Here is a 16,562-nt window from a genome sequence, read left to right on the forward strand (position 1 = left end):
GGAAAACTCGCTTGTGGCAGTTTATTTCCTGTGAATTTACATGAGGCTTTTGCAGTGTTTTACGGCATTTCTTCTGTCAAAAGACTCATGGTAATTATAGGGGGAAAATATGACCATCAAGGCTAATAATCGAACTATTCGGCAAAAATGTGACCATGTTTTCAAAGTCTGGCGTGACAACCAACCGAAATAAGCAGAGTTGTTTTAAATGTCATAATCTAATATGGATTGTAGCCATCGTTCCAGTTCAGAAATTGGCATTTGTTTTCTCATGGCAAGGTCTTCAACCTGGTCTTTGTTGATTTTTCCAGTGTTAAAATACTTGGCGTCAGGATGTGCAAAGTACCATCCAGAAACCGAAGCAGCAGGGTACATTGCAAAGTGTTCGGTTAAACTAATGCCTATTTCTTGTTCAACATTAAGCAAACTAAACAACGTTGCTTTTTCTGTGTGATCCGGACAAGCGGGGTAACCGGGGGCTGGACGAATTCCTTGATATCTCTCTTTGATTAGTGCGTCGTTATCCAGATTTTCGTTTGGAACATATCCCCAAAACTCTGTTCTCACTCTTTGGTGCAAGTGTTCAGCGAAGGATTCCGCCAGCCTGTCCGCAAGTGCTTTTACCATGATGGCGCTGTAATCATCTCCGGCATCTTCATATTCTTTCGCCAGTGCTTCCGCGCCAATGCCTGCTGTCACAGCAAAGCCACCAATGTAGTCTTCCTGTTGATTGCTCTCTGGACATACGAAATCCGCAAGGGAAATAAATTGATCATTGTCTGATTTGGGAATCTGTTGTCGAATATGATGAAGCGTCGCGATAGGTGACTGAGTTTCGTCATATACATTTATGTCGTCACGACCATTAGAGCTTGCTCGCCAAAATCCAAAGACGGCTTTAGCCGTTAACTTTTTATTAGCCACAATATCGTTTAATAATGCCTGAGCGTCATTAAATAGTTGGCTTGCAGCTTCACCTACAACTTTGTCCTGCAATATGGCAGGGTACTTACCGACTAAATCCCAACTGATAAAAAACGGTGTCCAATCGATCGTATCAACCAGTGCTTCGAGTGGGTAGTCTTCAAGCGTTTGAGTTCCTAAAAACTGTGGTTGTGTCGCAGTGAAACCATCCCAATCAATTTTTAGACGCTTTTCAACGGCACTTTCATAACTAATGGCTGCGCGTGTTGATGTGCGATTTGCTCTGCGCACACGAATTTTTTCATACTCATCTTTAAGTTGCTGCACAAATTCTGGTTTGGCTTGAGAAGACAATAATTTTGTGGCAACCCCAACTGCTTTCGATGCGTCTGGCACATAAACGGTTTGATCGATGTTTAATTGTGGATCAATTTTTACAGCAGTATGCGCCTTGGATGTTGTTGCTCCACCGATCATTAATGGTTTTTTTATTCCCTGTTTTTCCATCTCCCGTGCGACTATGACCATTTCATCCAAAGATGGGGTGATAAGGCCGGACAAGCCAATTAAATCCACATCTTCTTCTACGGCAGTGGCAAGAATTTTTTCGCAGGGGACCATTACCCCAAGGTCAACAACTTCAAAGTTATTACATTGCAACACAACGCCCACAATATTTTTTCCAATATCATGTACATCGCCTTTCACTGTTGCCATTAATATTTTTCCGTTGCTTCTTGTTTCTTCCGTTTTTTCCTGTTCGATATACGGTTGCAACACGGCTACTGCCTGTTTCATCACGCGAGCGGATTTTACCACCTGAGGAAGGAACATTTTGCCGTCACCAAACAGGTCGCCAACAACATTCATCCCGTCCATTAACGGGCCTTCAATGACATCAAGAGGTCGATTTGCTTTAAGGCGGGCTTCTTCTGTGTCTTCTTCGATATGAGCAGAAATGCCTTTTACTAAGGCGTATTCAAGCCGTTTTTCTACTGGCTCACTGCGCCAGGCCAAATCTTCTTTTTTGCTCTGAGCACTGCCGTCGCCGCGATATTTTTCAGCTATATCGAGTAGGGCCTCAGTGGCGCCGTCATGGCGATTTAAAATAACATCTTCGACTTTATCTTTTAGTTCCTGCGGAAGCTCATCATAGATGGCGAGCTGCCCCGCGTTCACAATGCCCATATTCATACCGGCTTTAATTGCGTGGTACAAAAATACTGAGTGAATTGCTTCACGAACCGGGTTGTTGCCTCGGAAAGAAAATGAAACGTTACTTACGCCGCCGGATACGCCAGCATGAGGAAGGTTCTCGCGAATCCACTTGGTAGACTCGATGAAGTCCACCGCGTAGTTATTGTGTTCATCAATCCCTGTTGCAACGGCGAATATATTCGGGTCAAAAATAATATCTTCCGGCGGGAAGCCAATTTTTTCCGTTAGTACTTGGTATGACCGCTGACATATTTCGATCTTCCTGGCAGCAGTATCAGCTTGTCCGTCTTCGTCAAAAGCCATAACGATTACAGCAGCTCCGTAGCGCATGCACAGTTTGGCTTTTTCGATGAACTCGTCTTCGCCTTCTTTAAGGCTGATGGAGTTAACAATGGGTTTCCCCTGGATACACTTTAAGCCCGCTTCAATGACTTCCCATTTCGATGAGTCAACCATTATAGGTACTCGGGAAATGTCAGGTTCACTGGAAATTAGGTTACAGAAGCGTGTCATAGCGGCAACGGCATCTAACATGCCTTCGTCCATGTTGATATCAATTACTTGAGCGCCGTCCTCCACCTGAGCCAACGCAACTTCGAGGGCTGTGTTGTAGTCCTCTTCAATAATTAACCGTTTAAAGCGGGCGGAGCCAGTTACGTTACAACGTTCGCCCACGTTTACGAAAAGTGAATCTTTGGTGATGTTGAATGGTTCCAACCCTGACAAGCGACATGCAGGTTCAATATCAGGAATGACACGGGGAGAATACTGCGCGACTTCTGCAGCAATTGCGCGAATGTGGTCTGGTGTGGTGCCGCAGCAGCCACCAATAATATTCAGATAACCACTGGCCGCGAATGTCTTTACGATTGCGGCCATGTCTTCCGCTGATTGGTCGTACTCACCGAACTCATTGGGCAAACCCGCATTGGGGTGCGCTGACACGTAGCAATTGGCTACACGGGAAAGCTCTTTGATATATGGCGTTAGCTCTGAAGCGCCCAGAGCACAGTTCAAACCAATAGAAATTGGTTTGGCATGGGCTAGAGAGTTATAGAACGCTTCTGTCGTTTGGCCGGAAAGTGTTCTGCCCGAGGCATCAGTAATTGTGCCTGAAATCATAATTGGCAGTTCAGTGCCCAGCTCCTCAAAGCAGCTCTGTACAGCGAATATGGCAGCTTTGGCGTTGAGAGTATCGAAGATGGTTTCAATCAGAATGATATCCGCTCCACCTTCGATCAACCCCTTTGTCGCTTCAACGTAGTTTTCTACTAACTCATCGAAAGTGACTTCGCGCGCTCCGGGATCATTTACATCTGGTGATATAGAGCAAGTTTTACTTGTTGGGCCGAGAACACCGGCAACGAAGCGGGGTTTATCTGGTGTGGACACTTCATCTGCTAATTCACGAGCCAAAGATGCAGACACCTTATTCAGTTCGTAAGCTAGTGCTTCTAGGGCATAGTCTGCTTGTGACAAGCGTGTTGAGTTAAATGTATTGGTCTCAACAATATCGGCACCGGCATCAAGATAGGCTCGACAAATATCCTGAATGACATCAGGTCGGGTAATGGATAAAAGGTCGTTATTGCCTTGTAAGTCAATGTGGTGTCCGGAGAACCGCTCGCCTTGGTAATCCTGGCTTTGCAGTTTACGGTTTTGAATCATGGTGCCCATACCACCGTCAAGAATTAATATGCGGTCATTTAGTGCGCTGCGAAGTAATTCAGTTCGTTGTTGGTGGGTGTGCTTCATTGACTTACCTTTTCTTAGAGCTATCAAATCTATATCAAAATATTTTGATTTAGGCGCGGATTCTACCAGCTTTAATCGACAATAGTTTATAAAATGGACGTCTTTATAGAAGTTTTTATCGGCAGTAGGTTTTGACTTTACGTTCTGCTATTATATCTGACAAATTTACTGGGTTATTCAAGATCTAATATATGGTTAATGTAACGATTACCGAATCCGCTCAGGGTTACTTGGCAGAGCTGCTTGCCAAGCAAGAGGGTGAAGTTGGAATTCGTATGTTTGTTGCCAATCCTGGAACTCCTCAAGCTGAGACGTGTATAGCGTATTGCCGCGAAGGAGAGGAACAGGAAGGTGACGTTGTTATGCAGCTGGAAGGGTTTAAAGCCCATTTCGAAGAGAAGAGTTTACCGTTTCTGGAAGATGCCAAAGTCGACTATGCGGCAGATAAAATGGGTGGCCAGTTAACTATTCGTGCACCCAACTCAAAAATGCCTCAAATCAATGATGACAGCCCGATTGAAGAAAAAGTGAATTACGTTTTATACAACGAAGTGAACCCTGGATTGGCTGCACATGGTGGCAATGTTAGCTTATTGGAAATTACCGAGGATATGTACGCAGTGCTTAAATTCGGGGGCGGTTGTCAGGGCTGTAGCGCGGTAGACGTTACTCTGAAACAAGGCGTTGAGAAAACGCTGGTTGAACGTATACCTGAGCTACAGGGTGTAAGGGATTTAACCGACCATAGCGATAAGTCGACAGCTTACTACTAAAATTTCCTTTTATTTATATATAGTTAGCGAATGTTTTTAATTCTATTTCTAGAAGTAGAAATATTCGCTATGCTCGTATAAAGTCTGAATAAAGTCGTACTGAGGGCTATTCTGAAGAGACCTTAAGCTTACACTTCGTACAGCTTTCTCCATCCATTCAATCTCATAGCGCAAATCCGCATAGTGTCCGCATTCGGACATACCGATTAGCACACAGCGTTTTGCCTCGTTGCCTGAGACAACCGGAAGTTTAAGGACAAACTCGGAGATTTGTTCGGGAGAGCGAATGAGCTTGGCCTGCTCATAAGAAATGAAGACATAGTCCAAGCCTGACATCTCTGCGTATCTTGCCTCATTCCATAAGATTTCATCGTTTGAAGAAGTAGATGCAACCAGGCTTTCGCTGATAGCTGAAGGGAACTGGAATATTTCCTGTTCGGCAATGAGGTTATTCATAGCGGTACTGCCTTTTCTATATAGTTATTGATTCTTGCAGTTTGAGTGGCTTTTAATTTTTTATTTTGGCGCCAGCTAAGACTAACGTACCAGCTTGGGAGAGGAAAATCCAGCCTAATACACCGTAATTAGTGTGAGCGTTTTATAATCATTTGCAATAATCATTACATGCTGACGAAGCTTTCTTCCTTGTTAGGAAATAGGAGATAGGGTAGCGATATCGAGCAAACAGCCGATAGGCTGGGTCTGCAAACAATCTAACTAAAGGCCACTTGAGGGGCCAGACCCAATAAGACTTACCCACGAGGCTCCAGGCTAGATAGGTAACATCCAGACCAAGGTACAGCCTTTGATCTTCATCCACGGCGTGGAGAATGCGCTGCGCAAAATTAGGGGCTATCTGGGGGTAGTTTTTGTTAAAGCCTTTTTCGTTAATATCGACCAGGCGGATCTTGCCTTCATTATCCTGTTGTTTTATCCGTTTCATTTCCGCCAGGCAAAGTGGACACCTAGCATCGTAAAAGACGGTTAACTGTTGGACCTGGGTTAATGTCGATTTTGAAAAAAACTTATTTATCAAAGACATACTCGATTAACCTAAGGTAAATAATTGGATATGTAAGTTGACAGATAGTCGTGGTACGTTACCTAGTACAAAAAGGATCAACGACCATACGCTGAAAATCTTAGACGAAAAAAAAGCGCCATTAAGGCGCTTTGTTCATTTGATGAAAAATTATCGTTTGGGTAGAGCGTTTTTCAACTTCTCTGCCATAGTGGTGAGCATTTCTTCGGTTGTTTCCCAGTCCACACAGGCATCAGTTACAGACACGCCGTATTGCAGTTGGTTTAAATCTGCGGGAATGCTTTGATTTCCAGGGCCAATATTACTTTCGATCATGACGCCAATGATGGATTTGTTTCCTTCCAGAATCTGGTTGGTTACGTTATCCAATACAAGCGGTTGTAGCTCATGATTCTTGTTTGAGTTCGCGTGGCTGCAGTCAACCATAATATTGGTGGCGATGCCGGCGCTCTCCAGCTCTTTTTCACACATGGCGACACTGACGGAATCGTAATTTGGCTTACCATTTCCACCACGTAGAACGACATGGCCGTAATCATTACCTTTGGTATGAATAATCGCCACGCTGCCTTCTTTATTGATACCAAGAAAACGGTGAGGGCTGGATACGGATTGCAATGCATTGATCGCAACAGTCAAACCACCATCAGTACCATTCTTGAAACCAACTGCACAGGAAAGACCACTGGCCATCTCCCGGTGAGTTTGTGATTCAGTTGTCCGAGCACCAATCGCTGACCAAGAAATAAGTTCTTGAAGGTACTGAGGGGAGATTGGGTCAAGCGCTTCAGTAGCAGCGGGCAACCCAATTTCCGCTACATCAAGTAACAATTTACGACCAACATGAAGGCCTTCCTGTATTTTGAAGGAGTCATTCATGTGAGGGTCGTTGATTAAACCTTTCCAGCCAACCGTGGTACGAGGTTTCTCAAAATACACTCGCATGACGATTAGCAGCGTGTCTTTCACTTTGTCTGCTAACACTTTCAAGCGGTTTGCATAATCTATAGCCGCTTTAGGATCGTGAATGGAGCAGGGGCCAACCACCACAATCAGGCGATGATCTTCGCGGTCAAGAATGCTTCTTACCGCTGCGCGGCCTGCTTCGATTGTTTCTGCGGCCTTAGGCGTTAAAGGTTGTTCTTCTTGCAGCTGAGCTGGTGTAATCAGAACTTCCTGCGAAACAACATTTAAGTCTTCAACGTGAGACATAGTCAATTACCAACCAATACTTAATTCTGTGTCTTATCTATTTGTTATTTTGCTTGCGAATACTCAAGCTCGCAAAGCCCCGTTCATTACGAAGCAGGAATTGTACTCGAAAACGACCGGACTTGGGCTTAGATTTAAGTCTAATTTAGCAATATCAACTTCATTAGGAAGGGAAAATAGAGCGCTTGTTGGTAATTTGAGACTTTTGTAGCGCTCTGATCAAGGGAATCGATGCCCTGAAGAGCTTGCTGATAAAACTCAAGTTGCTTACTGTATGCCTCTTTTTCCCGTTGGATAAAGTCATCCTGTGACTCGGAAGACGTCGGTGTGCCAGTTTTGTAATCAACAATCCACCGCGTGTCGTTGTCGACGAAAGTTCGATCGATGATGACTTTTTTTGGCTGATTGCCGTAAAGTATTTCGTATTCACATGCACTTTCTGCATGGCGGTTATCCAACAGCCATTGTGCTTGTGAGTCACCCAGTATGCGATTAACACAATGCGCTATTCTTTCGATTCGAGGTTCACCCTCTTTGGCTGTAACGCCCAATTGAGCTAACTGTTTTAGCCAAAATGGTGACAGTTTTCTTACTTTGTTTTGATCCCAGTGATTGATTCCTTCCAATGTTATTTGCCTTAGAATTCGGTGAAAAAGAGTTCCTGATGCGCGTTCAAGGGCGTTAATTGCGAAAGAGTCTGGAGGCATTTGCTCAAACACACGATAGCCATGATTTGATCTTCCATTGTTTTCCTGGTGATGTGTTTCAGTCAAAGGCATGTGAGAGGGGGCTTCAATGCAAGAATCGAACGTCCAGGGTTCGAGAGATAATGGAAGTCGTGAGAGAAGATTGGGTCCGAATTTAATCCGTTGAGATGTGTCTGTGGTATCTTCCGGTAACGGGGAAAGGTCTTCTGCGGATAATACCGAAAAATGGGGGCCAAGCGCATCCCAGCACTGACCTAACATGGATGTTTTTGCCGAAGGTACGATGTTATCTTTCGCATCCATTTTCAGTTGGCCAGTTAAATACAGACGCGACTTTGCCCGAGTGCAGGCAACATAAAACAACCGAGTTTGTTCTAACTGGCTTTTGATTTTCTTTTCTTCACGAACAAACTGCGTAAGTGGATTATTGTCCGTAGTATTGGAGGCTGCAACAGGTGTGAGCAGAATATCTGTTTCATGATTCCGGTTTAGGCGTTCATGCCAATAGAGTAGAGCGCTGGACTCCGCTTTGGATGCTTTATCCAGGCAAGGAAGAAAGACGCTATCAAATTCCAGTCCTTTGGATTTATGCATGGTCATCAGCTGCAAAACACTGTCTCCAGTGGACGGTTTGGCAAACAGTTTCTCCAGATTCATATTAAATCTGTCCCACTCAACAATACGCCCTGCCTGTTCAAACTGATCAACCAAGTCTAATAAGGTATGAATATCTTGCCGGTGACTTTCATTGTTTAAACAGTTCGGGCCACCCAGTTCAATCCAAAGGGCTTCGATTAATCGCTTCAGCGGAACCCGTTGAAAAGCGTCTTTCGCTCTGGTGAACGCATTGATGACTCGATCGATAAGTGGGTGAGAAATATCGGAGAGATTGGTATTGTCGGTATGCAACAATAAACTTTGCCAGAGAGAGTTCAACTCATTGCCCTGTTCAAATTCGTAAAGGGCTTTTAGATCGAAGAAATCCAAAGCACACCAGGGCGCACGCAAAACCGATATCCATGCGAGCCGATCTGAAAAAGAATGCAAGGCTTTTACTAGGCTAAGCATGTCCTGGATATAGGGCTTATTTTTTAATGGGTCAATTTCTACGGCTTCAAAAGGAATACTGCGTTTCTGCAACAGGGGGATAATCGTTTTTAGATCAGACCGGCTGCGCACCAATACAGCAATGGATTCTTTTGGGTATTTGACTATAAGTTGCTTTATTTGCTCTGCAATATAGTGGCTCTCAGTTTGTCTTGTATCTTTATCGTCGATAAAACCTCTACATTGAATGTAGGTGTCTTCGGTATTGTTTTCTGATGATTTAAACGCATCGGAGTGAGCATAAGAAACCGCTCCCCGGCTAATATTGTTGGCGAATGGGAAGGTTTGGGAAAAGATGTCGTTTACCCAGGAAACAATTCGCTGTGTTGAACGGAAATTTACCGTTAGATCCAGTGGCGCTAAAGCTATTTGGTTTAAGCCGGATGATCTGACATCCAAAAAAATACCCACGTTGGCGTTGCGGAACCCGTAACAGGATTGCATTCCATCTCCAACGAAAAACAAGGTCCGTCCATCATCCTTTTCCCAACCGGATACCAGAGAATGGAGCAAACGAATTTGCGGTTGCGATGTGTCTTGAAATTCGTCAACCAATATGTGTCGGATCTGATAATCCAGTTTTAAGCTGATGTCGCTGACGGAGTCTTGGTCTACATGGGTCAGCACCTGGGCTGCCTGGGCGATTTCGATAAAGTCTGTGCTGTCAGTTTGATGAAATAAAATTTTCAAATGCGCAACTGCAAGTGGCAGTACACGAATCAGGGCTTCTATTATCTTCCAATCCTGAGGAAGATAGGCATTTTCCGGGAAGGCTCGCGCAGTATTTAATGAATCTGCAAAGTCCGGGATGGTCGAAAGCTCATTGATTATTTGTTGCGCTTGTTGCTTTTTTTCTTTGTCTAATTTGGTGGAAGCAGGGAAGCCACATCGCTTATCTAATTTCGCACGAAAACTACCAGTCCCTGTTAGAAGTACGGAAACTATGGGTTGCCAGTAGGTATATATGCCATCCGAGGTTGAGAAATCTTCAACTTGAAATCGGGACAAAATATGGTTGGGGTTTTCTTCAATAATATTTTTTTGTGCAAACAAACCAAGTTCGCCCAGCTCAGTTTCGTAGGCTACGGCTTGTGCGGCAATTTGTTCTGCAAGTTCTGCCCGCCAGTTTGCCAGGCTTTGTTCGAAAAAGGCTTTGGCTAACGCTGGTTGGGCACGGATTTCGGAAATTAAAGGTAACCATTGATCTCTGGAGGCTAGCAAACGAATCAATAAATCATGTAATCGGTTTAGATTGTTATCAAAATGCGATAGCAAGAGTTGATATTCGTTCGCCCACTTTTCTTCCTGCAGTTCTTTAATACAGGCTTTTATGACATTAGCGTAGACGAAATCCGGGTCTTTTAATATCGAAGAATTTACATGAATGCCGCTTTCAATTGGGAACTTGTTGGCGATACTGCGACAAAAACCGTCGATAGTGAGAATTTTAAGGCGAGCAGGGGATTCGATAATATTCCAGTCCTTATCCTCACTTCGTTTAAGCACCGCATATGCAGCGTGATTTAACTCAGCCTTATAATCCCCTTCAGTACCCGGTTGAATGTCATCAGCCTCCATACTCTTTACACGAGTTAGTGCTTGAAGAATACGCTCCCGCATTTCCGATGCGGCTTTATTGGTAAAGGTAATGCAAAGAATCTCTTCCGGGTTGTCGACAATCGCAAGCAACTTTAATACACGAAGCGTTAATAACCCGGTTTTTCCCGATCCGGCGGGTGCGGATACCGCATAGGAGGCGCTTATATCGAGCGCCTGCTGGCGAACTGCATGATCAAGCGGTTGAGGAAGCTGAATATCTGTCATAAATACTACTGCGTATCTCGTATTGCCGGTGATAAATACTGATAGAAACTCAGCATCTGAGCGTTATTATTACTGGCGGTAACATCGCCGGAAACCAACTGCCGAACCTGGGTTTGTATTTGTGTTGTCCACCATTCAACCAGTTCACTCCAATCCCCTTTGAATTCGCCATTACGGACTTTATTTGGTGTGACCAGGTCGCCAAAGATAAAGTCTTCATCTGCAATACCTTCCATGCTGATTTTTTGGCTGTTAATGGTGCCAAACATTGCTGCGGTCGGAGTGTCGCCGGTTTGCGTGAGATATAAGGTATATAAGGGTAACTGAGGTTCGAGCACCGGGGCTTTAAGTAATTTTGATAAGCTTACCGACTTGGTTTTGTAATCGATCAGAATTTGCTTATCTTGTGTTTGATCAATCCGGTCAATACGCATTTTGAGTTTGCGTTCTTCAACAGAAAACTCCACTTGTTTTTCTTCTGCAATAACGGTGAAGGTTGGGCGATCTTTTTCCGTTTGTAACCAGTTGAAAACCAGATTACTCAGACGTTTGTGCTCGAGTTGTTTTAACTGATAATCCACGTCTCGTCGGCTATGGAAAAGCTGAGCCCTGATGACCTTTTCTGTTGTTTCTTCTATCCATGTTCTTAATTGTGCATCGTCGTATGACTGTAAGGTATTCTGTGAGCCCATTTTTGACCAAAGCTCGGCCAGTACCTCATGTAGCATATTTCCCCTGTCAGCAGGTGTGAAACCTAAATAGTTTTCGTAGGGCGCTTTAACCCCTAGTTGATAAACTAGATAGGCACTTAAAGGGTCAGCAGCATGTAACCTTATATAGCCGGCTCCACCAGGTATGTAATTCCCAGGAGGGATTATTGGTGCAAGGGACGTATCTATTGCATCGAATGCATTAAAGCTGAGGGCTTCACGATATTTTTTATCGAGTGTATTCTCGGGAGACGCGTCAAGCTGGGATTGAAGCGAAAAATTCTCCAGTAAGGGGCTTATCTCAAACGCCTTTTCTTCATCTTTTAATGCATAGGAAAAAATAATTTCTGCAGCGGCTTGCGTTAACCCCTGAATTTGTTTTCTGGCAAAGAGCAGCTCTCGGTTAGCCGTAGAGCGGGGCGTATCGTGTTGAACCTGAATAGAAAAAGGAATAAACGGGTTCGGAGACGGTTTCGCCGGTATATTTTGGTTATGGCAGTTTAAAACAAAAATTTTATCGAAGGTCGAGCCTGAGACCTCCATGATCCCTAATATCTGAACGGGTTGTAACTTTTGTTCTATGTGGAATATTTTATTTGAGCATATTTCCCTTAGCTGACTGATGGTTTGTGGCCAGCTATCGTAACTGTGTCTGACTACATCAAGAGAAGAAAACGTTTTGAGTAAATCGATAAACTGGTTTACAGCCTGATATTCCCGACTGCTTAATACGATGTTTCCTGGCCAGCCGAATATCTCTAGTTGTTTTAGGATCAGTGATGCCACTTCTGTACAGTTAAATTGTTTATTGCTTCGTATGCAGTCACGAAAAAACTGCTGGGCTTTAAGTAAAATCTCTGCACACGCATTTCCCTCGTGCGCCTTTACCAAATCCGCAATGCTGAACGTTGCTGAATCCGAACGATAAATCGTGCTGTGTAGCGTTTCCCGTTCGTATTGCGATTGTTCGCTTCCCCAAAAAATCGATTGGGTGAGAGCAATAGCGGCTTCTCTTTCTAACGCAGTTTGATCAATCTGAAGCAACAAAAATGCATCTGAAATGACAGGTTCTAGAATAAGTGGCTTGGCTGCGGATATTTCAAACGGTAGAGGGGTGGGATCCGTACACGAATCTAACAGATAATTTTGTGGAGAAAATTCTCGGGTAAAAATTTCTTCAAGTTGCTGTTTGTCTTGTTCCAGATTAGGTACGACAACAGCGATACTGCAATCAGGATTTTCTGTCAGCAAGTTTTTGCATTGTTCGGCAACAGTCGCATACTCTTGAATTTTTTCCTGATACTCGCTAACCGAAATAGCAGGGGGCACATCACTTTGTTGCAGTTGGGGTAGTTCAATCACTCGATCAGCAATAACGTTCAAGGCTTTCAGGTAAAAAGGGCTTATCTCCTGAAAACCATACGTGTATATGGTATCCAGACGTATATGTTCGGTTTGAGAAATAACTTCCAATGCGCCAGCAATAGTGGTTAATTCTTTCTCTTTCAAAAACTGATCAAAATAACGACTTAAGGCAACAAAATATCGCGTTTCTTCCGAGCCGAGTTCTGTCATTTGGGCTTGAGGAATTTGCCAAAGTGTGGATATGTTATGCGCCTCTGCAAGCAGGTCGGCCAATTGCGAAACATTGTAAAACGCTTGTTCGGGAGGGTGTTCTTCTACCAGTTGTTGCCAAATCTGACGTTGCGCATACGGCGAGAGCAGCGTTGCCGTGGCCATTGGTTCGCCGCGGTCAAGCAGTCGGCTCCACTCTTCCTCTACCCATTGATCTACGGTATGTATGGGCAAGCTGGTGTAATAGCTTCGATTTTGCATCAGCTTTCGATAGATAAACCTCTGCAAACGCTGGTTGGCTGTAAACAACAGCGCTCGTTTTGAGGTCAGCTCATTAACGATGGTTTCAATCCACATTAGTCAAGATACATCCCGGGTTTGTTGCTATGATGGCGCCCAAATAATTCTAGGGTTGAATTTTACAAATATGTGACTACAGGCTTTCAGTTATATTTCGCAATTATTTTTATGCACATTGGTAAAAAAATAATTTCAATTAATGCATTTTTTGCGCTTTTTCCTGTTGACAACATATTTAACACTGCAAAAAACGTGTAAGTAATTGATTTTTATATAAAAATATAAATTGATTAAAAAGTATTCAGTTTAACGCCGATATAGATTTTTTGCGGTTTTTGGCGTTTTACTCGGAGTCTATCCACTAAGTTATCCACAGGAAATGTGGAAAAAAAAATGATTCGAATTATTACAATCTGTAGTAAAAATGCCATATTTGTTTAATTTCTATTAGATTGTTTTATTTTAACCCTTAGATCAGCTTTAACTAATTTATATAAACTATGACACCTGAAAGATACCAAAGAATCACCCAAGTACTCAGTCGACGTCAGCCTGACCTCACGGTTATTACTGATGAAGTACATAAAGGCCGTAATCTGGCCGCCATTATTCGAAATTGCGATGCTATTGGTATAGACCGTATTCACTGCGTTGTGCCACAAAAAGGCTATCAAACTTTTGGGGGCACTTCCGCGAGCGCTGAAAAGTGGGTTGAGGTTGCTCACCACATGTCTGTGAACGAACCTATTGCCTCGTTAAAACTACAGGGGTTTCAAATCGTCGCCGCGAATGTTACACCGGATACTGTGGATTATCGAGAGGTAGACTACACTCGACCAACAGCGATATTGATGGGTGCGGAGGTTGACGGGGTGAGTGAAACGGCTTCTGAGTTGGTCGACCAGCACGTCATGCTGCCAATGTTTGGCATGGTGGAGTCCTACAACGTTTCTGTGGCCTGTGCATTAATTCTCAATGAAGTACAAAGGCAGAGAGAAAAAGCGGGCCTGTATGACACCTTACGCTTGCCTGAAGACCTTTATCAAAAACGGTATATGCATTGGGCTCACCCAGTAATAGCAAAGCTCTGTGATGAAAAAGGTATTCCATATCCTCCTATTCGGGAAGACGGTGAAATAGAAAACCTTTCCACATGGTATGCAGGGATAAAGTAAAAAGGTGACATAAAAAAAGCCCGACGTTCGGGGGGAGACCGTCGGGCCAGGACCATTAGGAGTGAAACATTAAGGACAGTGCCCTTAACGAGCTACAAGGTAGCTCTGTGACGATGTGAACACTTGGGGGGGATGTGCATCGTCAGTACTTTAAGTATTGAACATCCAGCAAGAACTTCCAGTTTTTCCTGATGTTTTTTTAAACCAAATAATAATAGTTTCCATCTACACTATTACTTTTACGATTTATTATCGTAAGCATTGGTTTGATATTAACGCTGCAGCTTCGGTAACTGTATGCTCAAGTTGTTCTGCTGTAGATGTCCGTGGAAACCATTCATCAATTTTACTGGCAAGGTATTTCAGCTTTCTGCAACAGCTTCGAAAAGTTAATGTAATTGGTTCATAGGCCATATCGTGGTCTTCGACACTGAGTTTGGCTAGTTCGTTTAACTCTTCATGCAGGGAAGTGATTACGTCAAATAACGTGTCTTTCTGATGTATGTTAATGGCTTCCCAATAAGCATTATTTAATGCGCCCAATAATTCTTCTAATGTTGTTACGGCTTTTGCGATGATCACTCGCTCCATAATAGGACTACCTTAATTTTATACATTGGTTGTTTTTTCAGTATAGACAGCTATATCGGACGGATAAGCCCTTCTTGTGCTGTACTGGCAATTAATTTACCTGTGTCATTAAAAATATTGCCATGCGTCAAACCTCGAGCGTTACCCGCCCAGGGACTTTGTGTTTGGCAGAGTAACCATTTGTCGACTCTGAACTCTTCCGTGTGAAACCACATTGCGTGATCAACACTGGCCGCAACCATTTTGTCGTCAAACAAATTGGTTTTATGGGGGAGTAATGCGGTGGCCAGCAGGCCAAAATCGGAAGCGAAAGCCAGGGAGCAATAATGGTAAATTGGGTCATCCGGCAGGGGTTCAGTGGATTTTATCCAATACAAGGCTTCAGGCGGATGAATGTCTGTTGAAAAGAAAACGTCATCTTCCACCGCTAGTAGCTGAAAAGGGCTTTCTTCTCCGCTGGTCTTACTTTTGCTTGCTGGAATGTGTGCGTCTACGTTACGTCCACTCGTGATTCCCCGTTTTTCCAATATCTTTTCTGGTGAATCAACATTAAGCGGTAACGGCTTTTGGTGCTCGTAACCTTCTTCCTTTTGATGAAACGAGACGGCCATATTGAATATAGGACGCCCAAACTGCCTGGCCACCACTCGGCGACTTTTAAAACTGGTGCCATCTCTGACGTTTTCTACGTCGTAAATCACCGGGGCATCGGCGCTCCCGGCACGTAAAAAATACGCATGGAGAGAATGGGGAGGCATATTATTGACAGTTTTATAAGCAGAAATTAGGGCCTGCGCCAGCACTTGGCCACCGAAAAGTATATTACGGAAGTTTTCTCTATGGTGAAGACTGCGGAATAGGTTCTTATCTAACTCCTCCATAGTGAGAATATCAGTGAGAGAGGCAGTCATTGAGTGGAAACTCCTTAAAGATCTTCCGTTTTGGCCGATACCTTTAATATTAGACGAAATGCCTCAAGAGGGTGTTATGCATTTTCGACTCTTACAATTCGGGTTCATATTGGTGGCTCTGGTATTGTCCGGATGCTCTTTTAACTATGTGAGTTCCGTGACCGACCAAACATTAAAAACCCTGGCATTAAAAGAAAACTTCACCATTGAGCGTCGCGGTAAATGGCAAATAAATCGGGAAGCCAAAATTCTTGTTGTCAGTACGACTCAAGTACCGGCTAAAGAATATGGTGTAACCAGTCAATATCGTCGAGCAAACACACAGTTATTTGCTTCATTAAATCGATCCTTTTCTCAAGGATTTCCCAATTTTGTGGCTAAAGACAGTAAACACTCAATGAATCAGGCTCTGAATCTTGCCTGGCAAAATCGTGCGGATATTTTAATTTATCCATTATTGATTGATTTAAAAAATGGCATCAATACCTGGAGTGAAATGCAGGAAGGTGACGTCCCACACTCGGATAAATATTTTGGTCCGGATGTTAGTCAGTTTCAGCTGTTTGTTTTGGATGTAAAAACTCGCAAGTTGTTGGATGTAATTCACGTGAAAGGGCGGGGCCGTTTTTTTGCCGAATCGAACAGCTTGCCGATAGACCTTCTGGATAAAGCAACACAACAAGTTGCTGTTACGCTTTTTGGTGTGAGAACAGGGTAAAGAGGACATCCATGTCCCGC

At 43.6% G+C, this 16,562-nt stretch carries 11 protein-coding genes; 3 read left to right on the forward strand and 8 right to left on the reverse strand.

Annotation, left to right across the window (positions count from 1 at the left end):
* Positions 1 to 204: 204 nt before the first annotated feature.
* Positions 205 to 3,897: a methionine synthase gene (gene metH / locus P5V12_RS09400; protein ID WP_316957097.1), complete on the reverse strand. Its 3,693-nt coding sequence runs from the start codon at positions 3,895 to 3,897 to the stop codon at positions 205 to 207.
* A gap of 191 nt (positions 3,898 to 4,088) precedes the next feature.
* Between metH and nfuA the strand changes: the two genes are divergently transcribed.
* Positions 4,089 to 4,670 carry a Fe-S biogenesis protein NfuA gene (gene nfuA, locus P5V12_RS09405; protein ID WP_316957098.1) on the forward strand — a complete coding sequence of 194 codons (582 nt, stop codon included), beginning with the start codon at positions 4,089 to 4,091 and terminating at the stop codon, positions 4,668 to 4,670.
* A gap of 48 nt (positions 4,671 to 4,718) precedes the next feature.
* Here the strand turns inward: nfuA and P5V12_RS09410 are convergent, their stop codons facing one another.
* From P5V12_RS09410 to P5V12_RS09430, 5 genes are all read right to left on the reverse strand, one after another.
* Positions 4,719 to 5,126: a hypothetical protein gene (locus tag P5V12_RS09410; protein WP_316957099.1), complete on the reverse strand. Its 408-nt coding sequence runs from the start codon at positions 5,124 to 5,126 to the stop codon at positions 4,719 to 4,721.
* 148 nt (positions 5,127 to 5,274) lie between these two features.
* Positions 5,275 to 5,712 carry a DUF393 domain-containing protein gene (locus P5V12_RS09415; protein ID WP_316957100.1) on the reverse strand — a complete coding sequence of 146 codons (438 nt, stop codon included), beginning with the start codon at positions 5,710 to 5,712 and terminating at the stop codon, positions 5,275 to 5,277.
* A gap of 150 nt (positions 5,713 to 5,862) precedes the next feature.
* Positions 5,863 to 6,924, reverse strand: a complete 1,062-nt coding sequence (locus P5V12_RS09420) for a 3-deoxy-7-phosphoheptulonate synthase (RefSeq protein ID WP_316957101.1) — start codon at positions 6,922 to 6,924, stop codon at positions 5,863 to 5,865.
* A 140-nt stretch (positions 6,925 to 7,064) separates the two neighbouring features.
* Positions 7,065 to 10,562, reverse strand: a complete 3,498-nt coding sequence (locus P5V12_RS09425; RefSeq protein WP_316957102.1) for a UvrD-helicase domain-containing protein — start codon at positions 10,560 to 10,562, stop codon at positions 7,065 to 7,067.
* A 5-nt stretch (positions 10,563 to 10,567) separates the two neighbouring features.
* Positions 10,568 to 13,204: a PD-(D/E)XK nuclease family protein gene (locus tag P5V12_RS09430; RefSeq protein ID WP_316957103.1), complete on the reverse strand. Its 2,637-nt coding sequence runs from the start codon at positions 13,202 to 13,204 to the stop codon at positions 10,568 to 10,570.
* Between the two features lie 443 nt (positions 13,205 to 13,647).
* Between P5V12_RS09430 and trmH the strand changes: the two genes are divergently transcribed.
* Positions 13,648 to 14,322, forward strand: coding sequence for a tRNA (guanosine(18)-2'-O)-methyltransferase TrmH (gene trmH / locus P5V12_RS09435; protein ID WP_316957104.1), 675 nt, complete (start codon positions 13,648 to 13,650; stop codon positions 14,320 to 14,322).
* 249 nt (positions 14,323 to 14,571) lie between these two features.
* Here trmH and P5V12_RS09440 read toward each other — a convergent pair whose 3' ends face one another.
* Both P5V12_RS09440 and P5V12_RS09445 read right to left on the reverse strand, forming a co-directional pair.
* Positions 14,572 to 14,913, reverse strand: a complete 342-nt coding sequence (locus P5V12_RS09440; RefSeq protein WP_316957105.1) for a hypothetical protein — start codon at positions 14,911 to 14,913, stop codon at positions 14,572 to 14,574.
* Between the two features lie 50 nt (positions 14,914 to 14,963).
* Positions 14,964 to 15,824, reverse strand: coding sequence for an acyl-CoA thioesterase II (locus tag P5V12_RS09445; protein ID WP_316957106.1), 861 nt, complete (start codon positions 15,822 to 15,824; stop codon positions 14,964 to 14,966).
* Between the two features lie 76 nt (positions 15,825 to 15,900).
* Between P5V12_RS09445 and P5V12_RS09450 the strand changes: the two genes are divergently transcribed.
* Positions 15,901 to 16,542: a DUF4823 domain-containing protein gene (locus P5V12_RS09450; protein WP_316957107.1), complete on the forward strand. Its 642-nt coding sequence runs from the start codon at positions 15,901 to 15,903 to the stop codon at positions 16,540 to 16,542.
* Positions 16,543 to 16,562: the final 20 nt, after the last annotated feature.

This window comes from Teredinibacter sp. KSP-S5-2, from assembly GCF_032773895.1.
Taxonomy (GTDB): domain Bacteria; phylum Pseudomonadota; class Gammaproteobacteria; order Pseudomonadales; family Cellvibrionaceae.